We start from the raw sequence: 23,574 nt of genomic DNA, 5'->3' as shown, positions 1-23,574 counted from the left end.
GCATGGCGAACCATTCAGGCGCTTGGCTCGGCGTTGGCTCGAACCTGTCGTCAGACAGATCCAGGGCGTTCGCCGAATTTGACGGGCGTCACCCTGCACGTTTCCATGCAGGGGCTCAAATTGCAATCGATCGTGTGTCCGGCTCATCCGACCACCGCTCGATTGAAGCGATGGACGATTGAACCGGGTTGCGTTCAAGTCCCTTGTGTCTACCAATTTCACCACTCGGGCAGCACCGCACGGAGCCATCAGGCACTGCACGGGCGCAGCGCATTCTAACCGCTCGCGGCCCGCCATCCGGCACTGGCGGGCCGCCTGCCATGCCAGAGCCATGCACCGCGTACTCTTTGCCGATGACTCCCATCGAAGGAGCAGGGCTTCCGCTAAACTGGTCGTGATTCCACAGCAGGCTGCGTCCCTCACATTCGGATATGACCTTCAGCCAAAGCGTGCTAGCCCTCCTGGCGCTCATCGCCGCATGCGCCTTCTTTTCCATTGCAGAAATCGCCATGGCGGCCTCGCGCCGCCTGCGCTTGCGCCAGATGGCCGACGACGGCGACGCGCGTGCCCAGAAAGTCATGCGCATCCAGGAACAGCCCGGCAACTACTTCACGGTGGTGCAGGTCGGCGTGAACGCACTGGCCATCCTCGGCGGTATCGTCGGCGAAGGCATGCTGAGCCCTTATTTCACCGATCTCTACCTGTGGTGGCTGCCCGAGCCCACCGCCGGCACGATGGGTTTCCTCACCTCGTTCCTGCTGGTGACCTCCCTCTTCATCCTGGGCGCCGATCTCATGCCCAAGCGCCTGAGCATGGCCATCCCCGAAGAACTGGCCGTGCGCGTGATCGGCCCGATGATCCTGCTGATGACCGTATTCCGGCCGCTGGTGTGGTTCTACGCCAAGGTTGCAGAAAAACTCATGAAGCTCTTCAAGCTGCCCCAGCAGCGCGACGAGCGCATCACCTCCGACGACATCCTCGCCCTTACCGAGGCCGGTGCCCTCTCGGGGGCACTGGCGCGGCGCGAGCAGCAGGTCATCGAGAACGTGTTCGAGCTCGACACACGCACCGTGCCCAGCGCCATGACGCAACGCGACCGCATTGCGTTTTTTCTGCGCGACGATCCCGACACGGTCGTCCGTGCGCGCATCGCCGCCGAGCCCTACTCCACCTATCCGGTCTGCGATCACGACATCGACCACGTCATCGGTTATGTCGACGCCAAGGATCTGTTCCAGCGGGTGCTCAACAACCAGCCGATCTCGCTCTCGGACGGGTCGTTGCTGCGCAAGGTGCTGATCGTGCCCGACCGCCTGACGCTGGCCGAGGTGCTCGATCAGTTCCGGCAGGTGGGCGAAGACTTCGCCATGATCGTCAACGAGTACAGCCTGGTGGTGGGCGTGGTCACGCTCAACGACGTGATGAGCACGGTCATGGGCGACCTGGTCTCGCCCTGGGACGAAGAACAGATCGTGCGACGCGACGAGAACTCGTGGCTCATCGACGGCGTCACGCCCATCCAGGACGTGCAGCGCGTGCTGGGCATCGACGCCCTGCTGCACGAGGACGAGTACGAGACCCTGGCCGGTTTCCTCATGGTCATGCTGCGCCGCGTGCCCCGTCGCACGGATACCGTCACCTGGGGCGGCTACCAGTTCGAAGTCATGGACGTCGACAGCTACCGCATCGACCAGGTGATGGTCACGCGCGTGGCGCCGCCAGAAAAAAAGGCCTGAGTCGGACTCAGGCCTCGCGACACGAAGACACCGGCCAGGAGCCGCACGCGGGTCGTCGGCGACGACCTGGGTGATACCGCCGGGACCGGGCCCGCTTGCCTCAGGCCTCGCGCTTGAAGAACGCCTCGGTCAGCCGCACCCAGTAGGTGGCGCCGATGGGCAGCAACGCATCGTTGAAGTCGTAGCTCGGGTTGTGCAGTTCGCAAGGGCCCGGTCCCCGATCGGTGGCGCGGTGCGTGCCGTCGCCATTGCCCAGAAACAGATAGCTGCCGGGCACCGCTTCGAGGAAAAACGAGAAGTCCTCGGATCCGCTCATCGGGTGGGCTTCGCGCTGCACCTTGTCTTCGCCAAAGGTCGCTGCCGCCACGTCGGCCGCAAAGTGCGTCTGGGTGGCATGGTTGACCAGCGGCGGGTAGGCGCGGATGAACTTCAGCTCGCCGCGCGCACCGTAGACCTGAGGCAGCGTCGTCGCCACGCGCTGCAGGTTGGCCTCGATCTGGTCGAGCACGTCGCGGTTGAAGGTGCGCACCGTGCCGCGGATCACGGCCTGGTCGGGGATCACGTTGTAGGCATCGCCGGCGTGCACCTGCGTGATCGACAGCACGGCGGTCTCGAACGGCGACTTGTTGCGCGAGATGAGTGTCTGCAGCACCCCGATCATTTCGGCGGCGATGATGATGGGGTCGACCGCCTTTTCGGGCGTGGCGGCGTGGCCGCCCGTGCCGTGGATCACGATGTCGAAACGATTGCTCGAAGCCATCATCGGGCCGGCGCAGAAACCGAAGGTGCCCACCGGGGTGCCGGGCATGTTGTGGATGCCGTAGACCTCGTCGCAGGGAAACCGGTCGAACAGGCCGTCGACCATCATGGCGCGGGCGCCTGCGTTGCCGCCCTCTTCCGCCGGTTGGAAAATGAAGTTCACCGTGCCGTCGAACTCACGGTGCTGCGCCAGATACTGCGCCGCGCCCAGCAGCATGGTGGTGTGGCCGTCGTGGCCGCAACCGTGCATGCGGCCCGGGTTGGTCGATGCGTGGGCAAACTTGTTGTATTCGGGCATGGGCAGTGCGTCCATGTCGGCGCGCAGGCCGATGGCGCGGGTGCCGGTTCCGCCCGTGCCCTTGAGCACGCCGACCAGGCCGGTCTTGCCCAGGCCGCGGTGCACCTCGATGCCCCACGAGGTCAGCAGTTCGGCCACCAGCGCCGAGGTGCGCACTTCTTCGAAGGCGATCTCGGGGTGGGCATGGATGTCGTGGCGAATGGCTTCGAGCGAGGTCTTCTGCTCGGCGATTTCCTGGATGATGGTCATGGGTGTTGCTCCTTCACATAGTCAGCGATATCACGTGAGACGATGGCCAGCTTGCGCTGCAGGTCGTCGAACCCGGCACTGCGCTCACGCGTCATCTCGTCGAGGTACAGCCCGCGGTGGATCTCCACCTGCAGGCTGTGGCGGTTCTCTGCCGGCCGGCCCAGTCGAGCGATCAGGGCCACGCCCTTGAACGGATCGTTGATCGCCACGCTGTAGCCCTGCCGCCGCAGCGAGCCGGCGACCACGTCGATGAACTCGGGCGAACAGGTCGTGCCGTCGCGGTCGCCCAGCACGAAGTCGGCCAGCGGGTGATCGGATTCGATCTGCAGGCCCTCGTACGAGTTGGCGGGCATCGAGTGCAGATTCAAGTGCCACACCCCGCCGAAGCGTGCGTAGGCCGCTTCGATCTGCTCGCGCATGGCGGCGTGATAGGGCTTGTGATAGGTGTCGATGCGGGCCTGGACTTCGGCGGGCGTCAGCAACCGATCATAGATGGGCTTGCGGCCGTTCTGACCCGAATGCCGCCAGATCAGGCCGATGCCCAGGCGGGTCTTCTCGCTGGGCTTGAGCTCGCCGGGCCAGGGCTGCGAGAGCATCTCGGGATCGATGTCCTCGATGTCGCGATTGGGATCGATGTAGCTGCGCGGAAACTCGGCGGCCAGCAGGGTGGCACCGACGCCGGGCAGCGACTGCCACAGCTCGTGCACATGGGTGTCTTCGCCGGCACGCAGAGCCTCGAACGCCAGCACGTGACCGAAATCTTCCGGGTAACGGGTGCCGCTGTGCGGCGAATCCGCGACCAGTGCAATCGGATCGCCGGGCGGCAGGCTCAGCGTGTACGGAGGAAACGGGGTCTTGGCGCGAGGGTCGACGGCTGAATCGGTCATGCGGGTAGGGGCTCGGGTATGGATGGAAGGGTGTGCACCGGCACGGCAAAACGGGCAGCGGCTTGACCGCCGGGCTCGTCGTTGAGGTGACAGGCACTCTGATGGCCGCCCGAAATCTGGCGCAGGGCGGGAACCTCGCTCTTGCAACGCGCCATGGCATGCGGGCAGCGGGGGTGAAAGGTGCAGCCCGAAGGCGGCGACAGCGGCGACGGCAGTTCGCCGGCAATGGGTTTGTAGGCGCGGCGCACGGTGTCGAGCGTCGGCAGTTCGGCCAGCAGCGCGCGGGTGTACGGATGGTTGGCGCCGCCGAAGATCACATCGGTCGGGGCCACCTCGACGATGCGGCCCAGGTACATGATGACCACGCGATCGGAGATATGCCCCACCACGCCCAGGTTGTGGCTGATGAACAGGTAGGTCAGATCGTGCTGCTCGCGCAGTTGCGTGAACAGGTTGAGCACCTGGGCCTGAATGGACACGTCCAGCGCCGCCACGGCTTCGTCGCAGACGATGACACGCGGCTTCAGGGCCAGCGCACGGGCGATGCCGATACGCTGGCGCTGGCCGCCCGAGAACTGGTGCGGATAACGCTGGGCGTACTCCGGATCCAGCCCCACCTGGCGCATCAGGTCGGCCACGTAGGTGGCTTTGTCGGCGGCTTTCACCAGTCCGTGCACCACGGGTGCCTCGCCGACGATGTCGACCACCCGCATGCGCGGATTGAGCGAGGCCATGGGGTTCTGGAAAATCATCTGCACGCCCAGCTCATAGGCCTTGCGCTGGGACGCCGTCATGGTGCGGGTGTCTTGGCCCTGGTAGCTGACGTGGCCCGATGTGGGCGGGTTGATGCCGGCCACCACACGGCCCAGCGTCGACTTGCCGCAGCCGGACTCGCCCACGATGCCGATGACCTCGCCGGCCTGCACCTCGAGGTCGACACCGTCGACCGCATGCACCACTGTGGCACGGTTGCCCGCGCCCAGCAGATTGGCGATGCGTCCGGCCAGGTCCAGCGGATTCACAAACTTCTTTTCGATCCCCGACAGCTTGAGCAAAGGTTGCTGCTGTCCGGCGGCCTGGTCCGCGCGTGCAGGCGGTTTGGCTTGATTCATCGTCATCGTGGCTCTCCGGATAGGCTCTCGTCAGGCTGCGGCATGCCAGCAGCGCACCGTGCGCGCGGGCACGGGATGGCTGGGCACGGGCACGTCCAGGCATTGGTCGGTGGCGCGGTCGCAGCGCGGGCGGAACGCACAGCCCTTGGGCAGATTCAGCAGCGACGGCGTCATGCCCGGAATCTGCTGCAGCGGCTGGCCATGGGTCTCGCGGGTGGGAATGGAGTGGATCAGCCCCTGCGTGTAGGGGTGACGCGGTGCATGGATGACATCCGCCGTGGCGCCCGTCTCGACAATGCGACCCGCATACATCACGGCGATGCGGTCGGCCAGGCCGGATACCACGGCCAGGTCATGCGTGATCCAGATCATGGCCGTGCCGGTCTCGCGGCACAGTTTCTGCACTTCGTACAGGATCTGGGCCTGGATGGTCACGTCCAGCGCCGTGGTGGGCTCGTCGGCGATGATGAGTTTCGGATGGTTGAGCAGCGCGATGGCGATCGCCACCCGCTGGCGCATGCCGCCCGACAACTGGTGCGGGTACGCCATCAGCCGCTCCTCGGGCGACGGAATGCCCACCATCGCCAGCGCCTGCCGTGCACGATCGCGCGCCGCGGCGGCCGAGACTTTCTCGTGCGCCAGGATGGTCTCGGTCATCTGCGTGTCGATGCGCAGAACCGGATTGAGCGTCATCATCGGATCCTGGAAGATCATGGCGATCTCGTTGCCGCGCAACTGCCGCATGGCCCCATCGGACAGGGTCGTCAGGTCGCGGCCCTGGTAGCGGATGTGACCGCCGGCGATGCGGCCGGGCGCATCGATCAGGCCCATGATCGAAAAACCGGTGATGCTCTTGCCCGAGCCCGACTCGCCCACCAGGCCCAGGATCTCGCCGGCACGAACGTGCAGATCGACGCCGTCGACGGCTTTGACCACGCCGGCGCGTGTGTGGAAGTGGGTCTGCAGGCCCGACACCTCGAGCACCGGGGCAAGCGTGGCTGCCGGGCTGCCGGCAGCGGATGTGTCTGAGTGAAAAACGTCCATGGCGGTCAGTGCGCGTTGTGCGGATTGAGGACGTCGCGCAGGTGGTCGCCCACCAGGTTCAGCCCGATGATGGCCAGCGCCAGGGCGATGCCGGGAAAAAACGAGATCCAGTAGGAACCCGACAGCAGGAACTCGAAACCGTTGGCGATCAGCATGCCCAGAGAAGGCTCGGTCACCGGCACGCCCACGCCCAGGAAGGACAGCGTCGATTCGAGCGCGATGGCGTGCGCGAGGTCGATGGTGGCGATCACGATCAGCGGCGGCATGCAGTTGGGCAGCATGTGGCGCAGCATCACGCGCGGCCAAGACAAGCCCATGCACTTGGCGGCCTCGACATACTCCTTGGCCCGCTCGACCAGGGCCGCGCCGCGCGCCGCCCGGGCAAAGTAAGCCCACTGCACGATGATGAGCGCGATGATCACCTTGTCCACGCCCTTGCCCAGGGCCGCCAGCAGCACCAAGGCGACCAGGATCGACGGCAGCGACAGCTGGATGTCCACGATGCGCATCAGCAGCGCGTCGACCCAGCCGCCGAAATAGGCCGCCATCAGGCCGACGAAGGCACCGATGGCCAGCGCCGCGCTCACCGAAACGCCGCCCACGATGAGGCTGGTGCGCATGCCGTAGAACATGGCCGACATCAGGTCGCGCGCCTGCCCATCGGTGCCCAGCCAGTAGGTCATGGTGCCGTCCGCATTGGCGCTACCGGGCGGCAGCTTGGAGTCGAAGATGTCCAGGTTGCCGATGTCGTAGGGGTTCTGCGGCGAAATCCAGGGTGCCAGCACCGCAACGCCGACCGCCAGCAACAACAACACCAGTCCAAAAACGGCCGTGCGGTTGGCAAAGAAATCACGACGAATGCGTTGCCACGGGGTTTCGACAGGTGCGCGCACCGGGGCCGTCTCGGCAGACGCAGACGCTGCGGCAGAGGCAGCCGAAGCCGCACCGCCGTCACGGGTCGCCGACGGCGCCGACGAGGGATGCAGGGTACTCATGCCTTGGCTCCTTGCAGGCGCACCCGCGGATCGAGAACGGAATACAGGATGTCCACCAGCAGGTTGAGCATCACCAGGAAAAACACGATCAGCATCAGGTACGCGACCACCACCGGCCGGTCCAGCGTGACGATGGAGTCGAGCAGCAGCTTGCCCATGCCCGGCCAGGCAAAGATGGTTTCGGTCACCACCGCGAACGCCACCACCTGGCCGAACTCCAGCCCGCCGATGGTGACGATGGGAATCATGATGTTCTTGAGCAAGTGCACCCGCAGGATGCGGCTCCAGCTCAGGCCCTTGGCGCGCGCGAACTTGATGTAGTCCATGGGCAGGGCTTCGCGTGTCGCCGCCCGCGTGACACGGATGATCAGCGCCGCCTTGGTCATGGCGATGGTCAGGGCCGGCAGCAGGATCTTCTGCCAGCCATCGAGCGTCAGCACGCTCAGGCTCAGCGAGCCGATCGAAGCCGTCTGCCCGCGGCCGCCGGCCGGCAGCCAGCCCAGGTAGACCGAGAAGATCATGATCAGCATCAGGCCGACCCAGAAATTGGGCAGCGAGAAACCGAGCACCGAACCGGTCATGATGCCGCGCGAGCTGATGGCCTGGGGCCGCAGACCCGCCCAGATGCCCAGCGGCACGCCGACCAGCAGTGCGATCAGCATGGCGACGCAGGCCAGTTCCAGCGTGGCGGGCATGCGCTCGAGGATCAGGCTCATGGCCGGCTGGCCGGTCAGGAAACTCTTGCCGAAGTCGAACTGCACGGCGTGCCCGATGAAGGTCGCGTACTGCGCCCACAACGGGCGGTCGAGACCGAAGGATGCACGGATGGCTTCGCGTTCGAGTTCGGTCGCCTCCGGGCTGGCCATCATGGAGACGGGGTCGCCGACGACGAACAGTCCGAGAAAGACGAGGCCGGACATCACGACCATGACCAGCATGGCCTGAAGCACGCGGCGGATGATGAATGCGAGCATGTGGGGCTTATGGTGAATGGGCGCCGCCGCCAGCGGACGCCGAATCAAAAACAGGGCATGTTGCCGATTCGCGGGCCCGCGGCACTTGGCTCGCCGGGCCATCGGTCCGCAGCAATCGAACCGATCGGAAAAAGAGCGGCCTTGCCGCCGGATGCCGGAAAGCCTGTTGCAGCAGTTCGGCAGCGCGGCTGCGTCGACCGCCGATGCGGCCGACGGGGCGCATGGCGATTACTTCGCCGGCGTGATGGAGTGCACCATGGTCTGCTGGTCGGCACGGCCGGCAAACTTCACGTCCTTCTTCATGGCCCACACCGAGTGTTCGTAATGGATGGGCAGCATGGCGTAGTCGGCCATGGCGACTTCGCTGGCCTTGGCCAGCAGCGCGGCGCGCTGGGCGTCGTCCATGGTGGTGGCCGAATCGGCGACCAGCTTGTCGACCTCGGGGTTGGAGTAGCGGCTGCGGTTGGTCGTGCCCACACCCTTGTCCTTGTCGGGCGTGACCAGCAGCGAGTTCAGCGTGTTCGACATCTCGCCCGTCGACGTGCCCCAGCCGGCCAGATAGGCGCTGTAGGCGTAGCTGTCGCGGTTCTTGAAGAACACCGCAGGCGCCACGGCATCGACCGAGGTCTTCACGCCGATGCGCGACCACATCGAGGCCAGCGTCTGCGCGACCTTGCTGTCGTTGATGTAGCGGCCGTTGGGTGTACCCAGCGTGATGGAGAAACCGTTCGGATAACCGGCATCGGCCAGCAACTGCTTGGCCTTGGCGGCATCGGCTTTCTCGGCCTTGACCAGGTTCTTGCTGGTGCCGAACATGGGCGGGGGCAGCAGTTGTGCGGCCGGCGTGGCCACGCCGCCCATGATGCGGTCGACCAGCGCCTGGCGGTCGATGGCCAGCGACAGCGCCTGGCGCACGCGCTTGTCGAGCAGCGGGTTCTTGCCGGCGGTGTCCGGAATGCCGGGCGTGGTCTCGCCGTTCTGGTCCAGGGCCACATAGATCACGCGGTTCGACGGCTTGGTCGTGACCGTGAGCTTGCTGTCCTTGCGCAGGCGTTCCAGATCGTCCGTGGGCGGATCCTCGACCAGATCGACGTCGCCCGACAGCAGGGCCGCCACACGAGCGGCCGGATTGCTGATCGGCCGGTAGATCACCTTGTCCCAGGCGGGCTTGCCGCCCCAGTAATGATCGTTGCGCTCGAACACGATCTCGGCGCCGCGTTTCCAGGACGCGAACTTGTACGGGCCCGTGCCCACCAGACCATTGCCGCCGTTGAGCTCGGTGGTGGTCTTGCCTTCAGGTGCCGATCCCGAGGCGGCCTTGGCCGACATGATGGGCACACCCACCAGGTTGTTGGGCAGCAGCGGATAGGGCTCGTCGGTGGTGATGCGCACGGTCATCGGATCCAGCGCCTCGACCTTCACGATGTGCTGCAGGTAGATCTTGAAAGACGACGGGCTGTTGGGCACCTTGGGCACGCGGTCGTAGGTGAAGAGCACGTCTTCTGCCGTGAACGGCGAGCCGTCCGAGAACTTCACGTTGGGGCGCAGCTTGAAGGTCCAGGTATTGCCGTCGGCTTTCCACGATTCGGCCAGCCCGGGCTTGATCGCCAGGTTCTCGTCGGACACCACCAGCGATTCGAACAGCGTCTGCGACAGCTGGATGTTCGGGGTCAGCGCATGGTACTGAGGATCCATCGAGGTGGGCTCGGTCTTGAGCGCGACCACGAGGTCGCGTGCCATGGCGGAGCCGCCCCAGGCCATGGCGACGGCCAGGGCTGCGGCAGTCCAGGCGCGCACCGCGGGACGGCTGCTGGAGTGGGTGGAATGTCGTGGTCGCATACTCATACTGACTCCTCAAATTGGTGCATACAAAGATGACGGGGTTCTCCGGCTTTGCCCATCAGGAGAACCCTGAACTGGAAACCACGCAATTTGCGAACCAACCCGACGCAGGCGAAGCGCATGCCGTCAACCTATGATTGACACTTGCGCATTCGATTCACACCCCCGCCATGAAACTCCACCAACTCCTCTACTTTGCCGCGACCGCCGAACAAGGCAGCGTGCGCAGCGCGGCGCAGGCGCTGGGCATTTCCGCGGCAGCGGTCAGCCGCGCCATCATCGAACTCGAAGACGAAGTGAAGACGCCGCTCATCGAACGGCAATCGCAGGGCACCTCGCTCACCGAGGCCGGACGCACGCTGCTGATGCATGCCAAGCTGATGCGCAGCCAGATGGAAAAGGCCGAAGACGAGATGCGGGCCGTGCGCGAGGGCCGCACGACCCGCCTGACGATCGGCGTCACGCCCTGGTTCTCGCTGTCGCTCATGCCCATGGTGGTCACCGAGTTCCTCCGGCTGCGCCAGGACGTGAAGATCGAGATCCAGGAAATCCTGGGCACGGGCTACGCTTCCCTGCGCGACGGCACGCTGGACCTCGCCATCGGCCTGGGACCGCGCCAGCCGCTGCCCGATCTCGATGTCGTGCCGTTGTTCTCGTATGCCTCGACCATCGTCTGCCGCAACGACCACCCGCTGGCCCAGGCGCGCACCATCGCCGAGCTGCAGGGACAGAGCTGGACGCTGAGCCGCGACGCCTACGAGTTCGAGTCGCCCTACGACGAGCTGTTCGGACAGAGCCTGCCGGGCAAGGCCGCGCCCCGCGTGCATGTCATCCGCTCGGCGCTGCTGTCCATGACCATGGTGGAGATGACGGACATGCTGTCGGTCACGCCCTGGCCGCTGCTCGAAAGCCCGTGGCTGCGCGGGCGCATCCAGCCCATCAACCTGGCGGTGCCGCTGGCCGACCGCCAGACGGCACTCATCACGCGGCGCAACAACCTGCCGACACCGACCTCACGTCAATTCATCGACTGCCTGGTCCGCACCATCGGCCGGGCCCGCCAGGCAGAGGACGGCGTGCTCAAACGCATCTTCCGGACCATCGACCTTCACGACAATCTCGACCGGATGATTCAGGACAGGGCCTGAGTCCCGGGCAGCTCGACATGCCAACGCTGCCGGGCGGCCAGCACGGCCTGCGGATAGGGTGCCCTGCCCCGGCTGCCGTTGTAGCGGCCCAGGGCCATGAAGAGGTCGCCCCGTTCGCGATCCAGGTAGTAGCGCAGGATCACGCAGCCAAAACGGATGTTGGTCTGGGCATGGAAAAGCTTGCCCTCGTCGCCGTCGCCGATGCTGCGCACCCAGAAGGGCATGACCTGCATGTAGCCGCGCGCACTGGCGCTCGAGATGGCGAACTTGCGGAACCCGCTCTCGACTTCGATCAGGCCCAGCACCAATGCGGTCTCGAGGCCGGCGCGGCGGCTTTCGTACCAGACGGTGTGCAGGAAATCCTCGCGAACCCGTGCCTGCGGCATGCGCCGGGCCAGACGTTCGTCCATGTGAGCCAGCCACTGGCTGAATCGCAGGCGTTCGGCTTCGGAAGAAAAAACCGGTTTCGGCGGCGCGGCAAAGGCCACGGCAGCGCTGAGCGCCGTGCGAACCGAATCGGCCAGGTCTTCCTCGACCTGGCCATTGGCATGGACGGTGAGCGGCAGCAGGCCGGCCACGCCCGCGCAACCGTATCCCAGGCCCGCGCCCAGCCAGCGCAGCAGACCGCGCCGGGGCCATGCGGACCAGCCGTCCGGGTCGACGCGGGGCCGCGGGCTCACATCGCGCCTCAGATCTTGAGCTGCGACAGCACCTTGGAGAGCACATCCGTCAGCGCGACCTTGGTGGCCTGCGCGTCGCGGCGCTGCTGGTACTCGACTTCGCCCTCCTTGAGACCGCGGTCGGACAGCACCACCCGGTGCGGCACGCCGATCAGTTCCCAGTCGGCGAACATCGCGCCCGGGCGCTCGCCGCGATCGTCGAGGATCACGTCCACCCCCTTGTCGAGCAGCTCGGCATGCAGGTTGTCGGCGGCGGCCTTGACCTCGGCGCTGCGGTCGTAGCCGATCGGGCAGATCACCACGGTGAACGGGGCGATCGCATCCGGCCAGATGATGCCGCGCTCGTCATGGTTCTGTTCGACGGCGGCGGCCGGCAGACGCGTGATGCCGATGCCGTAGCAACCCATCTCGAAATGCTTGGGCTTGCCGTCCTCGTCCAGGAACGTGGCGGCCATGGCCTTGCTGTACTTGGTGCCCAGATAGAACACGTGGCCAATCTCGATGCCGCGCTCGATGGCCAGCACGCCCTTGCCGTCGGGCGACAGATCGCCCTCGACGATGTTGCGGATGTCGGCCACCAGATCGGGCTCGGGCAGGTCGCGGCCCCAGTTCACACCGGTGTAGTGGAAGTCGGCCGCATTGGCACCGCAGATCCAGTCCGCCATCAGCGCCACGTCGCGATCGGCAACGATCTTGAGCGGCTGGGCCAACGCGATCGGTCCCAGATAACCGGGCTTTGCACCGAAGTGGGCCTCGATCTCGGGCACGGTCGCGAAGCGGAAGTTGGCCAGGCCCGGCAGCTTGCCGACCTTGACTTCGTTCATGTCGTGGTCGCCGCGCAGCAGCAGCAGCCAGACCTGCGTCTTGACCACGGCACCCTGCTCGTCGAGCGTGTCGGTGGCCAGCACCAGCGACTTGACGGTCGTCTGCAAGGGCACGCCCAGCAGTTCGGCGACATCGGCGCAGGTGCTCTTGCCCGGCGTGGGCGTCTTGACCAGATCGGCGCCGGCCGCAGGGCGGGCATGGCTCGGCGCCAGGGCCTCGGCCTTTTCGATATTGGCTGCGTAGTCGCTCTCGGGGCAGTAGACGATGGCGTCTTCGCCGGTCGAGGCGATGACCTGGAACTCCTCGGACAGGTCGCCGCCGATCGCACCGCTGTCGGCGGCCACGGCCCGGTAGCGCAGGCCGAAGCGATCGAAGATCTTGCGGTAGGCGCCGGCCATGACCTGGTAGCTGGCCTTGGCCGCCTCCGGGCTGCGGTCGAAGCTGTACGCATCCTTCATGATGAACTCGCGCCCGCGCATCAGACCGAAACGGGGCCGGCGCTCGTCGCGGAACTTGGTCTGGATCTGGTAGAAGTTGCGCGGCAGTTGTTTGTAGCTGCGCAGTTCCTGGCGAGCGATGTCGGTCACCACTTCCTCGCTGGTGGGCTGGATCACGAAATCGCGGTCATGGCGATCCTTGATGCGCAGCAGCTCGGCGCCCATCTTGTCGAAGCGGCCGGTCTCCTGCCAGAGCTCGGCCGGCTGCACCACCGGCATGGTCAGCTCGACGGCGCCGGCGCGGTTCATTTCCTCGCGCACGATGGCGTCGACCTTGCGGATCACGCGCAGCCCCATGGGCATGTAGCTGTAGATGCCCGTGCCCAGTTTCTTGATGAGCCCGGCGCGCATCATCAGCTTGTGGCTGACCACTTCGGCATCGGCCGGTGCTTCCTTGTAGGTGGAAACAAAAAATTGAGAGGCTTTCATGGCACTTTCGTTGCTTTTCCGTCCGGGTCCCGGGCACGGTTCATGGGACTGTCATGGCAATCGGCGAGGCCCCCAGGCATTGAAGGCCCGAACTTGCCGTGCATAATGGACTCAGTTTAAAAATTAGGGGTTTGATTATGCTCGACCGGGATGGCTTCAGGCCTAACGTCGGCATCATCTTGCTCAACCAGAACAACCAGGTTTTTTGGGGCAAGCGGATCCGCACCCACTCCTGGCAGTTCCCGCAAGGCGGCATAGACCGGGGCGAAAACCCCGAGCAGGCCATGTTCCGCGAACTGCACGAGGAAGTCGGGCTGAGGCCGGAACATGTCCGCATCCTGGCCCGCACACGCGACTGGTTGCGCTATGAGGTGCCTGACCGGTACATACGCCGCGACGCCCGCGGCCATTACAAGGGTCAAAAGCAGATCTGGTACCTGCTCCAGTTGGTCGGTCACGACTGGGATCTGAACCTGCGTGCCACCGATCACCCCGAGTTCGACGCCTGGCGCTGGAACGACTATTGGGTGCCGCTGGATGTCGTGGTGGAGTTCAAGCGCGGGGTCTACCAGATGGCGCTCAACGAACTCGCGCGTTACCTGCCGCGCGGCGATTCGCGCAACCGTTATCTGCGCGGCAACCTGCGCCATCGCGACGACGGCAGCCCGGCCCAGTTTCTCGACGCCGAGCACCCGGAAGGCGTGCAAGCCCAGCCGTCCCAAGGCATGGCCGTGCAGCAGCAGCCCCGGCCGCAGACAGCCGGACTGCGCCGTCAGGGCGCCATGCCCGAACTGCCGCCGGGCGCCACCTTCGAGCCGCCGCCGGCCAGCCGGCAGCCTCGCCGCACGCCCGCCGACGACTGAGCGTGTCCATCCGCGCACTGAACGATTGGTGCGCGGACGACTCTGTCCTGAGTCTGCCATGACCGCATGGCTGCGAGCCACCGGCCTGCCCGGTCGTGCAGCCCTTGCCCGCGAACGGTGCAGCCTCACTTCTTTCGGAATGTTCTCGACATGAAATCCCAGGCCTCTGCCCTGCTCATCCTCTCCCTGCTGTGCGGCGCCGCATCGGCACAGGAGATGCCGCCTCCCGACGACTACCTCGACAAGCAATGGACGGAAAGCGCCACGCCGCCGCCGCCCACTTTCGATATCGACCACCTGATCCCGGTCTACGTGGGTCCGAAATCCAGCCTCTCGTACGGCGTCGACCCCAAGACCCTGAACATCACGCTCGAAGACCGCCTGGTCCGCTACGTCATGGTCGCCCGCAGCACCAGCGGCACCCTCAACGTCACCTACGACGCCATCCGCTGTGCGACCGGCGAGTACAAGACGTATGCCCGCTACAACGAGGGCTCGGGCTGGACCACCATGGACAACGCCGAATGGCGGCCGATGAGCGGACAACGCATGGGCATCAGCTATCCGCTGGCACTGGCCGACAGCGGCGTGTGCGTGGGCACCGTGGTCAACGGCCCGGTGTCGCGCATGATCGAATCGCTCAAGCGCGGGGGCATGCCCGAACACCCCCTGCGCTGATCTCGGGCTCGTCAGATCCGGACGAGCGTGAAGTCAGACGAGCACCAGATTGGAGCGATGGATCATTTCCGGCTCGGCCACATAGCCCAGCACACGCTCGATCTCGCTCGAGGCCAGCCGGCACAGCTGCTGTGCCTCGGTCGCCGAGTAGTTGGCCAGGCCGCGTGCGATCTCCTTGCCGGCCTGATCGTGCACCGCGATCACGTCGCCGCGTGAAAACGAGCCCGTGACCCCTGTGATGCCGATCGGCAGCAGGCTCTTGCCATCCTCGCGCAGCTTGGCTGCCGCACCCGCATCGACGATGACCGATCCCACCAGTTGCAGGTGATCGGCAATCCAGCGCTTGCGTGCATGGGCCTTGCGCGTCTGCGCCACCAGATGGGTGCCGATGGACTCGCCGGCCACCAGGCGGATCAGCACGTCGGACTCACGCCCCCACGCGATGACGGTCGAGGCCCCCGAACGGGCGGCCCGCTTGGCGGCCAGAATCTTCGTCAGCATGCCGCCACGGCCGATGGCCGAACCGGCCCCCCCCGCCATCAACTCGAGCTCAGGGTCGCCCGCACGGGCCTCGTGCACGAACTGGGCATCGGGGTTCTTGCGCGGATCGGCGGTGTACAGGCCGGGCTGATCCGTCAGGATGACCAGGGTGTCGGCCTCGATCAGATTGGCGACCAGCGCACCCAGGGTGTCGTTGTCGCCGAACTTGATTTCGTCGTTGACGACGGTGTCGTTCTCGTTGATCACCGGGACCACGCCCAGCTCGAGCAGCGTGAGCAGCGTCGAACGTGCATTGAGATAACGCTCGCGATCGGCCAGATCGGCATGCGTGAGCAGCACCTGCGCGCTGCCGATGCCGCTTTCGCGCATCTTGCTTTCGTACATCTGGGCCAGACCCATCTGGCCCACGGCGGCTGCAGCCTGCAACTCGTGCAGTTGTTTGGGACGAGACGCCCAGCCCAGCCGTTTCATGCCTTCGGCCACGGCGCCGCTCGACACCATGACCACTTCGCGGCCGTCGCGCACCAGCGCCGTCAGTTGCCGGCACCACTCGCCGATGGCCTGTTCGTCCAGCCCGCGGCCCTCGTTGGTCACGAGGCTGGAGCCCACTTTCACCACGATACGTCGGGCCTGACGCAGATCGTGGCCCTCAATTTTCTGAATCATTGCCGTTGTCGCCATTCACCACAAACAAATCATCCCAGGGCCGGAACGAGGCCCCGGCCACCCGACGGACACCGGCCAGCGGTGCCCGTGCCCGTCACGGCTGCGCAAATCGCGGGTCGACTTCCAGCTGCGGCTGCTCGGCCTCGAACGTCGTGCGCACGTGTTTGTAGATGTCGCGGATCAGGGCTTCGCAGCCTTCGCGCGTCAGGGCCGAGATCTCGTACACCGGGCCCTTGTAGCGCAGGCGCTTGACGATGCCCTTGACCAGTGCTTCACGCTCTTCGAGCGGCACCATGTCCAGCTTGTTCAACACCAGCCAGCGCGGCTTGGCATACAGCTCGGGATCGTATTTCTTGAGCTCGGCCGCGATCGCCTTGGCTTGCGCGACCGGATCCACGTTGTCGTCGAAAGGCGCGACGTCGACGATATGCAGCAGCAGACGGGTGCGCTGCAGATGACGCAGGAACTGGTGTCCCAGGCCCGCACCATCGGAAGCGCCCTCGATCAGACCCGGCACGTCCGCGATCACGAAACTCTGCTCGGGCCCCACCCGCACCACACCCAGGTTGGGGTGCAGCGTGGTGAAGGGATAGTCGGCGATCTTCGGGCGGGCATTGGAGACCGCGGCGATAAAAGTCGACTTGCCCGCATTGGGCATGCCCAGCAGGCCGACATCGGCCAGCACCTTGAGCTCGAGCTTGAGGCTCTTGCGTTCACCCGGCCAGCCCGGCGTCTTCTGACGCGGCGCGCGGTTGATCGCGCTCTTGAAACGCATGTTGCCGTAGCCGCCGTCGCCGCCCTTGGCGATCATCACGGTTTCGCCCGGCACCAGCAGTTCGTACAGATGGTCGCCCGTCTCGGCGTCGGTGATGATGGTGCCGACCGGCACCTTGAGCAGGACATCGTCGCCCGCCGCGCCAAACATGTCCGAACCCATGCCGTGCTCGCCGCGCTTGGCTTCGTGACGCCGCGAGTAGCGGAAGTCGACCAGCGTGTTGAGGTTGGGGTCGACGTAGGCAAACACGTGCCCGCCACGGCCACCGTCACCGCCATTGGGTCCGCCGAATTCCTTGTATTTCTCGTGGCGGAACGACACACAGCCGTTGCCGCCGTCGCCAGCGGCAACGTCGATAAAAGCTTCGTCGACAAATTTCATGGTGTTCCCATCTAGGTTTGCGGGCGGCTGCCTCAAGGAGGCGGCGGCCTTGGCCGGGCCGAATGTGCGCCGGCCGACAGGTGCCACACGCGCCGTCCGGGCCAGTGGCTCAGCGGCAAGTTTGGCACAGAGCACACGCCGAGCGTGCACTCCGGGTTTTCAAAAACAACAAAGCCCCGGCAATGCGGGGCTTCGCGACAGTCACGGCCTGCGCTTATTCAGCAGCGGGCGTCACGATCACGGTGTGCTTGTTCAGCGCACCCTTGGTGGCGAACGACACGTGGCCGTCGACCAGGGCAAACAGCGTGTGGTCCTTGCCCACGCCGACATTGGTGCCGGGGTGGAACTTGGTGCCGCGCTGGCGAACGATGATGGAACCGGCGCTGATGAGTTCACCGCCGAAAGCCTTCACACCGAGCATCTTGGGCTTGGAATCGCGCCCGTTTCGCGTAGAGCCGCCGCCTTTTTTCTGTGCCATGTCAATGCTCCTTAAGCAGCAATTGCACCGATTTGCAGTTCGGTGAACTGCTGACGGTGGCCTTGACGTTTCTGATAGTGCTTACGACGACGCATCTTGAAGATGCGAACCTTGTCGTGCTTGCCATGGGACAGGACCGTTGCCGTCACCGTAGCGCCGGACACCAGAGGCGTGCCGATCTTGATCTCGCTGCCGCTTCCGACTGCCAGAACTTGGTCGATCACGATCTCTTGGCCTACGTCCGCAGCAATCTGTTCTACCTTAATTTTTTCGCCAGCAGCAACACGATACTGTTTGCCGCCGGTTTTTATGACCGCGTACATAATGAACCTTTGAAAGGATGGATTCCCCAAAACGATTTCTGAGGAACCCAGGATTCTAGCACCGATTGGCACAACTGGCCACCCCTTCGTGCTACAACCCCGCATCGTGTGCAAGCCCTCGCGGCGTGTGATACTTTTTGCCTGTCGGCAGCCACTGCCTTCCGCCCAGCGCCTGGCGCTTCCTATAATTCGGCGCAGTTTTGCCGGTGACCGCCTTGACCCTCACAGCCCCTCCTTCATACCTCACCCTGATCGCCGACGACATGCGCGGCGTCGATCGCGTCATTGCGCAACGCCTGGATTCGGGCGTGCCGCTGGTCGGCAACGTGGCCCAGCACATCATCTCGGCCGGCGGCAAGCGCCTGCGGCCCGTGCTGCTGCTGCTCATGAGCCGTGCCCTGGGCTACCAGGGCAGCCAGCACCACAATCTGGCGGCGGTCGTCGAGTTCATCCACACCTCGACGCTGCTGCACGACGACGTGGTGGATGAATCCAGCCTGCGCCGCGGCCGCCCCACGGCCAACGAGACCTTCGGCAATTCGGCCAGCGTGCTGGTCGGTGACTTCCTGTATTCACGCGCTTTCCAGATGATGGTCGAAGCCGACGACATGCGTGTCATGCAGGTGCTGGCCGACGCCACCAACGTGATCGCCGAAGGCGAAGTGCTGCAGCTCATGAACATGCACGACGCCGATCTGGGCGTCGAGGGCTACCTGCAGGTCATTCGCTCCAAGACCGCCAAGCTCTTCGAGGCCAGCGCCCGCCTCGGCGCCATTCTCTGCAAGGCCGACCCCGACACCGAGGAAGCCTGCGCCCAGTATGGCCAGGCCCTGGGCACGGCTTTCCAGATCATCGACGACGCACTCGACTACGACGGCGAAGCCAACGAACTGGGCAAGAACCTGGGCGACGACCTGCGCGAAGGCAAGATCACCCTGCCGCTCATCCTGGCCCTTCAGCGCGCCAGCGCCGAAGAACAGGCGCTCATCCGTGCGGCCATCGAAGAAGGCGGTGCCACCGAACGCCTGGGCGACATCCTGTCCATCATTCAGCGTACGGGCGCCCTCGAATCGTCGCGCGAAGCCGCAGCCGACGAAGCCAAGCGTGCAATTTCTGTAATTGGCCCGCTCGAACAGAACGCATACACCAAAGCCCTGCTACAATTAGCGGCTCAGCTACTTGAGCGGCGTTCATAAAGACTGCCGTTTCGACGTGAGCATCGGGGTGTAGCTTAGCCTGGTAGAGCGCTACGTTCGGGACGTAGAGGCCGGAGGTTCGAATCCTCTCACCCCGACCAGATTTCCTGGTCGATCGAGAATCGACAAACAAAAGCCGCGGTTTCCGCGGCTTTTGTTGTTTCTGGCAGGCACCGGCCGTCCATCACCGCCTGTGCCGGGGCCGCCATGGCCCCTCCATCCGAACTCGATCAGAACTGCGCGCGCACCGTCAACGTGGCATTGGCCGGCTCGCCGTAGTAGGTCTGGCGGGCAGAACCACCGGCGAAGCGTTCAAAATACTTCTTGTCGAAGACGTTGTTGAGCGTGAGCGATGCGCTCCAGCCCGGTGCCCACGAATAACCCGCCTGCAGCGCGAACACCGAGAATCCGCCCTGCGTCCAGCGCGAGCCGCTGTAGTCCGCATAGGTCTTGCTGCTGGAGCGGACGCCCCCGCCGACAAAGGCGCCCCGCAGCAGGGCGGTGGGCAACTGGTAACGGGTCCACAGCGAGAATTGATGGCGCGGGAAGGTCGAGTCGAAAGGCTGCCCGACATCTGCGGCGGCGCCGTTCCGATGCACGGTGTGGGTGTAGGCATACCCCGCGATCAGGTTCCAGCCCGGCGTGATCTGTCCACTGATCTCGGCTTCGATGCCCTGGCTGCGCACATGGCCCGCGGCCACCGAGAAGTCGTCGTTCTCCAGGTCGTCGATGGCACGGCCGTTGTCTTCGATGCGGAACACGGCCAGGTGCGTGTTGACCCGCTGGTCGAACAGTTCGCCCTTGACACCCACTTCGTACTGCTCTCCGGTCCGGGGAGCCAGGTACGCGCCGCTGGCCTGCCGTTCGGTCTGCGGACTGAAGATCCTGTTGTAGCTGCCGTAGACCGACCATTGCGGATGGAAGTCATGGATCACGCCCAGATTGGGCACAAAACGCGAGCTGATCGACTGGCGCTCACCCGACTGGCCGGGGTCGCGGCTGTCCCACCAGGCCAGCCGTCCACCGGCCAGTACCGTGAGCCGGTCGACCGGATGCAACCGCACGCTGCCGTACAGCCCCCGATCGCGGGCGCGCGGCTGCGGCACTTCGCCGAGGTCGGTCTCGGGCAGGGACAAGTCGTGCTGCGGCGCATCGACGTTCTGGCGCCAGATGGCATGACGGCGCTGGATCTGTCCGCCTTTGAATATCTGATGGCTGGCGCCCACGGTGAACTCGTGCGACTGTCCGCCCAAAACGAAGGGCTGTGTGTAGAAGCTGTCGAAGCCCCGGTTGACCTGCAAGGACTTTTGCCAGGCCCCTTCGAGATCGAATTGACGGGTCACCGGGTCGACCATGCTGTTGGCGATGAAACGATCCAGGGTGTTGCGCGTCACGTACTCGTTGAGATGGGTGCGCCAGACGCCGCCGGCGTCCGTGCGGTGCTCGAGCTCGGCAAAACTGCTGCGCCCCCGGTCCTGCTTGATGCCGTTGCGCGAGCCGAGGAAGGTCGATCGGGCGTAGTCGGGCGACTGGCCACCTGCGATCAGCGGCAGGCCGGCAAAGGCCACCGAGCGCCCGCGCTGGGCGGTGTGCCCCACGGACACGGTGGTCGACGGGCTGAAATCGTATTCAAGGGTTCCGTAGACCGTGTTGCTGCGCTGCATGACCTCGTCGACAAAGCTGTCGCGCTGGTCATGCACGGCCACCACGCGGCCACGAAGACTGCCCGCCTCGTTCAAGGGGCGGTTGAGATCGAGTTCGGTGCGCAGCTTGTTCCAACTGCCGGCCATGCCTGCCGCCTGCAGCGAGGGCTCGCCGTGCGCGCGCTTGCGCGCCAGATTCAAGGTGCCGCTGGGCTCGCCGGCGCCTTCGAGCAACCCCGCCGGACCACGCCAGACCTCGATCCGGTCGTACAGCGCGACATCCATCAGCGCACTGCCCCACATGCCCTGCCCGCCCCTCAGCGGCACGCCGTCGAGCAGGTAGTTGTTGAGGCGGAATCCGCGTGACCGCAGATTGACCACGCCCGTGGACGTGCTGAGCACCCGAATGCCGGTGACATAGGACATGGCATCGCCCAGCGACGCGGCATTCTGGTCGTCGAGCTGCTGGCGCGTCACCACCGACACGGAATACGGCGTCTCGCGCAGCGTCGCCAGCCCCTTGCCCATGGACATGAACGCCGCGCCATACGAGCCGCTGCCCTGCGTGTCTGCGCTGACCGGTGCGGCCGTGACGATCACGGGAGCCAGTTGCGGAGTTCTTTGAGGAACGCCCTGGGACGACGGAGCGGCGACGGGCGCAAGGGTCAACGCCCCGCTGGGCGTGGTCACGACGGCCAGGCCCGTGCCGGCCAGGGCTTGCCCCAAGGCCTCGCGCGGCGAATAGCGCCCCTGCACGCCCTGGCTGCTGCGGCCCTCGATCAGCCCGGCCGGAATGGCCAGCGCCAGCCCGCTGCCCGAGACGATCCGATGCAGAACCGTGCCGAGATCGCCTGCTGCAAGCGCGTAGCTCTGCGGACTCTCGGAGAGGGCGTTCGCAGCATTCTGGGCATGCGCCCCAGGGAAGACGATCGCCAAGGCGCCCGCGGTCAGCAGGGCCAGCGATGAGTGGCGGACAAACATGAATGTTCCTGAAGTGATGAGAGGATTCACTTGAGGAGTGCCTTCCCGTCCCGCGGATCGGACAAGGCGTTGCAATTTCTTACAAAAACAGGCCATGGAATGGCCGAGGGGCCATCAGCGCACATCGATGCGCGTCCACCATCCTCCCCACTGGCGGATCCGGATCGGCAGCACGTCTTCCAGCGCACGCAGCGACCGGTCCACATCGTCGAGCGGCAGGCTGGCCTGCACGGCCAGACGCGCCGCATCGGCCGAGACCTGCATCACCCGAGGCGTGTAGCGCTGCAGGGCAGCGATCACGTCGCCCAGCGAGAGCGGCGCGGCCGTGAGATACCCGCGCAGCCAGTCGGCCTCGGTCGCAACCACCGGCGCAGCCGGGCGCACGCCCTGAGCGTCCAGTTCGGCCCCCTGAAGGGCATCGAGGAAACGCACCTCGCCCGCGGCCGTGACCACACGCATCGGCGCTTGCAAGGCAAACAGCCGGGTGTACCCGTCCTGCACCTGTGCATAGACCTGGCCCCGGGTGTAGGCCGCAGCGTGCCGGGTCGAGAGGCACAGCGGCAGCCGCGAGCCTGCCGCCCCCTCGGCGGCCTGGACGACCGCCTCGCCCGTCAGCAGTTCGACACGGCGCACATCCGCGCCGAATGCCAGGTCGGCCGCGGAGCGCGCATTGAGGTCGAGCCGGCTGTTGTCCGGCAAGCTGAAGGTCCGGCGCTCGGCGGTCCGGGTCCGCAGATCGGCCATCAGGTGAGTGACCGGGGCATAACGATCGACCGCCAGGGTGAGGCCGCCCGAGCCGGTCGCCAGCAGTGCCACGGCACCCAGCGCCGAACGGCGTGTCGGCCGGACGAGCATGTTGCGGATCCGGGCCTTGCCGCCGGGCAGGTCGTTGTCGAGCCGGGCAATGGCCTGGACCGGCTGCGCCAGCTTGTCCTCCAGGCGCTGCCAGGCCTGGGCATGCCGGGCATCGCTGTCGCACCATCGCTCGAAACGGCGCCGCTCGGCCTCGGTGACCCGACCCGACCGCAGCAAAACCATCCAGTCGATTGCGGCTTCCATCACGGCATCCGGCGGTGTCGTGAGCGGGTTCATCAGAAGAACCCGTTGCGCCAGCAGCAGCTCAGGGCCTGCTTCATGTAGCGCGCCACCGTGCGCGAAGAAATCTGGAGTTGGACGGCGATCTCGTCGTAAGACAGGCCGTCGAGCTGACTCAGCAGAAAGGCTTCACGCACCGATGCCGGCAGGCCATACAGGGCCTCGTCCAGGCGCACCACGGCCTGTGTGACGCTGGCCAGTTCCTCGGCCGACGGAGCCGTGTCCTCTGCCAGCAGGGCAACGGCTTCGAGCAGGCGGGCCTGCAGTTCCCGCTCGCGCCGCCGACGGTAGACCACACGCTGGCCGATCTTGATCAGAAACGCCCGCGGGTGCTCGATGAGCCCCGGGTCCATGCGCCCTGCCACGACCTGTTCGAAGGTTTCCGACGAAATGTCCTGCGCGTCGTGAAGGTCGTCGGCGTGCCTCAGCAACCGCGAGGTCAGCCAACGATGCTGGCTGACGAACAGCTCGTGAAGCAACAGATTCCGACTGACATCAACCATGGGTCGCCAAGCGCTT

The 23,574-nt window shown here is 65.6% G+C and carries 21 protein-coding genes and 1 tRNA gene; 6 read left to right on the top strand and 16 right to left on the bottom strand.

Annotation, left to right across the window (positions count from 1 at the left end; genetic code table 11):
• Positions 1–431: 431 nt before the first annotated feature.
• Entirely contained in the window at positions 432–1,736 is a 1,305-nt protein-coding gene (locus EC845_RS10840) for a hemolysin family protein (protein WP_123298135.1), read from the top strand.
• Between the two features lie 100 nt (positions 1,737–1,836).
• Here EC845_RS10840 and EC845_RS10835 read toward each other — a convergent pair whose 3' ends face one another.
• From EC845_RS10835 to EC845_RS10805, 7 genes are all read right to left on the bottom strand, one after another.
• Positions 1,837–3,042, bottom strand: coding sequence for a M20 aminoacylase family protein (locus EC845_RS10835; protein WP_123298134.1), 1,206 nt, complete (start codon positions 3,040–3,042; stop codon positions 1,837–1,839).
• On the bottom strand, positions 3,039–3,929 hold the full coding sequence (locus EC845_RS10830) for an N-formylglutamate amidohydrolase (protein WP_123298133.1): 891 nt from the start codon (positions 3,927–3,929) through the stop codon (positions 3,039–3,041). The genes EC845_RS10835 and EC845_RS10830 overlap by 4 nt, the downstream gene beginning before the upstream one ends.
• Positions 3,926–5,047, bottom strand: coding sequence for an ABC transporter ATP-binding protein (locus tag EC845_RS10825; RefSeq protein WP_123298132.1), 1,122 nt, complete (start codon positions 5,045–5,047; stop codon positions 3,926–3,928). Before EC845_RS10825 ends, EC845_RS10830 begins: the two co-directional genes overlap by 4 nt.
• 24 nt (positions 5,048–5,071) lie before the next feature.
• Positions 5,072–6,085, bottom strand: coding sequence for an ABC transporter ATP-binding protein (locus tag EC845_RS10820; RefSeq protein WP_123298131.1), 1,014 nt, complete (start codon positions 6,083–6,085; stop codon positions 5,072–5,074).
• A 5-nt stretch (positions 6,086–6,090) separates the two neighbouring features.
• On the bottom strand, positions 6,091–7,080 hold the full coding sequence (locus tag EC845_RS10815) for an ABC transporter permease (protein WP_123298130.1): 990 nt from the start codon (positions 7,078–7,080) through the stop codon (positions 6,091–6,093).
• Positions 7,077–8,054 carry an ABC transporter permease gene (locus EC845_RS10810; RefSeq protein WP_123298129.1) on the bottom strand — a complete coding sequence of 326 codons (978 nt, stop codon included), beginning with the start codon at positions 8,052–8,054 and terminating at the stop codon, positions 7,077–7,079. The genes EC845_RS10815 and EC845_RS10810 overlap by 4 nt, the downstream gene beginning before the upstream one ends.
• Positions 8,055–8,282: 228 nt before the next feature.
• Positions 8,283–9,899, bottom strand: a complete 1,617-nt coding sequence (locus EC845_RS10805; RefSeq protein WP_370451299.1) for an ABC transporter substrate-binding protein — start codon at positions 9,897–9,899, stop codon at positions 8,283–8,285.
• A gap of 167 nt (positions 9,900–10,066) precedes the next feature.
• Between EC845_RS10805 and EC845_RS10800 the strand changes: the two genes are divergently transcribed.
• Positions 10,067–11,044, top strand: a complete 978-nt coding sequence (locus EC845_RS10800; RefSeq protein WP_123298128.1) for a LysR family transcriptional regulator — start codon at positions 10,067–10,069, stop codon at positions 11,042–11,044.
• Here the strand turns inward: EC845_RS10800 and EC845_RS10795 are convergent.
• The gene (locus tag EC845_RS10795; RefSeq protein ID WP_123298443.1) at positions 11,029–11,667 is read right to left on the bottom strand and encodes a lytic transglycosylase domain-containing protein; all 639 of its coding nucleotides are present in this window, start codon (positions 11,665–11,667) and stop codon (positions 11,029–11,031) included. The genes EC845_RS10800 and EC845_RS10795 overlap by 16 nt on opposite strands.
• 65 nt (positions 11,668–11,732) lie before the next feature.
• Positions 11,733–13,475: a proline--tRNA ligase gene (locus tag EC845_RS10790; protein WP_123298127.1), complete on the bottom strand. Its 1,743-nt coding sequence runs from the start codon at positions 13,473–13,475 to the stop codon at positions 11,733–11,735.
• Between the two features lie 137 nt (positions 13,476–13,612).
• Here EC845_RS10790 and EC845_RS10785 point away from each other — a divergent pair, with 137 nt between their 5' ends.
• Together EC845_RS10785 and EC845_RS10780 are read left to right on the top strand one after the other, a co-directional pair.
• The gene (locus tag EC845_RS10785; RefSeq protein WP_123298126.1) at positions 13,613–14,338 is read left to right on the top strand and encodes an RNA pyrophosphohydrolase; all 726 of its coding nucleotides are present in this window, start codon (positions 13,613–13,615) and stop codon (positions 14,336–14,338) included.
• A 150-nt stretch (positions 14,339–14,488) separates the two neighbouring features.
• On the top strand, positions 14,489–15,016 hold the full coding sequence (locus EC845_RS10780) for a CNP1-like family protein (RefSeq protein WP_123298125.1): 528 nt from the start codon (positions 14,489–14,491) through the stop codon (positions 15,014–15,016).
• A 33-nt stretch (positions 15,017–15,049) separates the two neighbouring features.
• Here EC845_RS10780 and proB read toward each other — a convergent pair whose 3' ends face one another.
• The 4 genes from proB to rplU all read right to left on the bottom strand — a co-directional run bounded on the left by proB (position 15,050) and on the right by rplU (position 18,140).
• Positions 15,050–16,183, bottom strand: a complete 1,134-nt coding sequence (proB, locus tag EC845_RS10775) for a glutamate 5-kinase (RefSeq protein WP_123298124.1) — start codon at positions 16,181–16,183, stop codon at positions 15,050–15,052.
• Between the two features lie 94 nt (positions 16,184–16,277).
• Positions 16,278–17,339, bottom strand: a complete 1,062-nt coding sequence (gene cgtA, locus EC845_RS10770) for an Obg family GTPase CgtA (RefSeq protein WP_123298123.1) — start codon at positions 17,337–17,339, stop codon at positions 16,278–16,280.
• Between the two features lie 214 nt (positions 17,340–17,553).
• Positions 17,554–17,817, bottom strand: a complete 264-nt coding sequence (gene rpmA, locus EC845_RS10765) for a 50S ribosomal protein L27 (RefSeq protein ID WP_123298122.1) — start codon at positions 17,815–17,817, stop codon at positions 17,554–17,556.
• A gap of 11 nt (positions 17,818–17,828) precedes the next feature.
• The gene (gene rplU / locus EC845_RS10760) at positions 17,829–18,140 is read right to left on the bottom strand and encodes a 50S ribosomal protein L21 (RefSeq protein ID WP_123298121.1); all 312 of its coding nucleotides are present in this window, start codon (positions 18,138–18,140) and stop codon (positions 17,829–17,831) included.
• 200 nt (positions 18,141–18,340) lie between these two features.
• Here rplU and EC845_RS10755 point away from each other — a divergent pair, with 200 nt between their 5' ends.
• Positions 18,341–19,336, top strand: a complete 996-nt coding sequence (locus tag EC845_RS10755) for a polyprenyl synthetase family protein (RefSeq protein ID WP_370451297.1) — start codon at positions 18,341–18,343, stop codon at positions 19,334–19,336.
• A gap of 24 nt (positions 19,337–19,360) precedes the next feature.
• Positions 19,361–19,437: transfer RNA gene (locus EC845_RS10750), tRNA-Pro, on the top strand.
• A gap of 129 nt (positions 19,438–19,566) precedes the next feature.
• Here EC845_RS10750 and EC845_RS10745 read toward each other — a convergent pair.
• From EC845_RS10745 to EC845_RS10735, 3 genes are all read right to left on the bottom strand, one after another.
• A complete protein-coding gene (locus tag EC845_RS10745) occupies positions 19,567–21,960 on the bottom strand; it encodes a TonB-dependent receptor (RefSeq protein ID WP_158615675.1) in 2,394 nt (797 codons plus the stop codon).
• Positions 21,961–22,074: 114 nt separating this feature from the next.
• A complete protein-coding gene (locus EC845_RS10740) occupies positions 22,075–23,052 on the bottom strand; it encodes a DUF4880 domain-containing protein (RefSeq protein WP_123298119.1) in 978 nt (325 codons plus the stop codon).
• Positions 23,052–23,558 carry a sigma-70 family RNA polymerase sigma factor gene (locus EC845_RS10735; protein ID WP_123298118.1) on the bottom strand — a complete coding sequence of 169 codons (507 nt, stop codon included), beginning with the start codon at positions 23,556–23,558 and terminating at the stop codon, positions 23,052–23,054. Before EC845_RS10735 ends, EC845_RS10740 begins: the two co-directional genes overlap by 1 nt.
• Positions 23,559–23,574: the final 16 nt, after the last annotated feature.

It is taken from the genome of Comamonas sp. BIGb0124 (assembly GCF_003752175.1).
In the GTDB taxonomy this organism is placed as follows: Bacteria; Pseudomonadota; Gammaproteobacteria; order Burkholderiales; family Burkholderiaceae_C; genus Comamonas_F.
The sequence above is the reverse complement of the archived record's forward strand: the minus strand, read 5'-3'. Positions and strand labels throughout refer to the sequence as shown.

What these genes read in the sequence shown, in the direction of transcription:
- EC845_RS10735 (WP_123298118.1), bottom strand. Translation starts at nt 23,558, where the DNA reads ATGGTTGATGTCAGTCGGAATCTGTTGCTTCACGAGCTGTTCGTCAGC.
- EC845_RS10740 (WP_123298119.1), bottom strand. Translation starts at nt 23,052, where the DNA reads ATGAACCCGCTCACGACACCGCCGGATGCCGTGATGGAAGCCGCAATC.
- EC845_RS10815 (WP_123298130.1), bottom strand. Translation starts at nt 7,080, where the DNA reads ATGAGTACCCTGCATCCCTCGTCGGCGCCGTCGGCGACCCGTGACGGC.
- EC845_RS10785 (WP_123298126.1), top strand. Translation starts at nt 13,613, where the DNA reads ATGCTCGACCGGGATGGCTTCAGGCCTAACGTCGGCATCATCTTGCTC.
- EC845_RS10780 (WP_123298125.1), top strand. Translation starts at nt 14,489, where the DNA reads ATGAAATCCCAGGCCTCTGCCCTGCTCATCCTCTCCCTGCTGTGCGGC.
- EC845_RS10835 (WP_123298134.1), bottom strand. Translation starts at nt 3,042, where the DNA reads ATGACCATCATCCAGGAAATCGCCGAGCAGAAGACCTCGCTCGAAGCC.
- EC845_RS10840 (WP_123298135.1), top strand. Translation starts at nt 432, where the DNA reads ATGACCTTCAGCCAAAGCGTGCTAGCCCTCCTGGCGCTCATCGCCGCA.
- EC845_RS10820 (WP_123298131.1), bottom strand. Translation starts at nt 6,085, where the DNA reads ATGGACGTTTTTCACTCAGACACATCCGCTGCCGGCAGCCCGGCAGCC.
- EC845_RS10800 (WP_123298128.1), top strand. Translation starts at nt 10,067, where the DNA reads ATGAAACTCCACCAACTCCTCTACTTTGCCGCGACCGCCGAACAAGGC.
- EC845_RS10805 (WP_370451299.1), bottom strand. Translation starts at nt 9,899, where the DNA reads ATGAGTATGCGACCACGACATTCCACCCACTCCAGCAGCCGTCCCGCG.
- EC845_RS10830 (WP_123298133.1), bottom strand. Translation starts at nt 3,929, where the DNA reads ATGACCGATTCAGCCGTCGACCCTCGCGCCAAGACCCCGTTTCCTCCG.
- proB (WP_123298124.1), bottom strand. Translation starts at nt 16,183, where the DNA reads ATGATTCAGAAAATTGAGGGCCACGATCTGCGTCAGGCCCGACGTATC.
- rpmA (WP_123298122.1), bottom strand. Translation starts at nt 17,817, where the DNA reads ATGGCACAGAAAAAAGGCGGCGGCTCTACGCGAAACGGGCGCGATTCC.
- EC845_RS10745 (WP_158615675.1), bottom strand. Translation starts at nt 21,960, where the DNA reads ATGTTTGTCCGCCACTCATCGCTGGCCCTGCTGACCGCGGGCGCCTTG.
- EC845_RS10825 (WP_123298132.1), bottom strand. Translation starts at nt 5,047, where the DNA reads ATGACGATGAATCAAGCCAAACCGCCTGCACGCGCGGACCAGGCCGCC.
- cgtA (WP_123298123.1), bottom strand. Translation starts at nt 17,339, where the DNA reads ATGAAATTTGTCGACGAAGCTTTTATCGACGTTGCCGCTGGCGACGGC.
- EC845_RS10790 (WP_123298127.1), bottom strand. Translation starts at nt 13,475, where the DNA reads ATGAAAGCCTCTCAATTTTTTGTTTCCACCTACAAGGAAGCACCGGCC.
- rplU (WP_123298121.1), bottom strand. Translation starts at nt 18,140, where the DNA reads ATGTACGCGGTCATAAAAACCGGCGGCAAACAGTATCGTGTTGCTGCT.
- EC845_RS10810 (WP_123298129.1), bottom strand. Translation starts at nt 8,054, where the DNA reads ATGCTCGCATTCATCATCCGCCGCGTGCTTCAGGCCATGCTGGTCATG.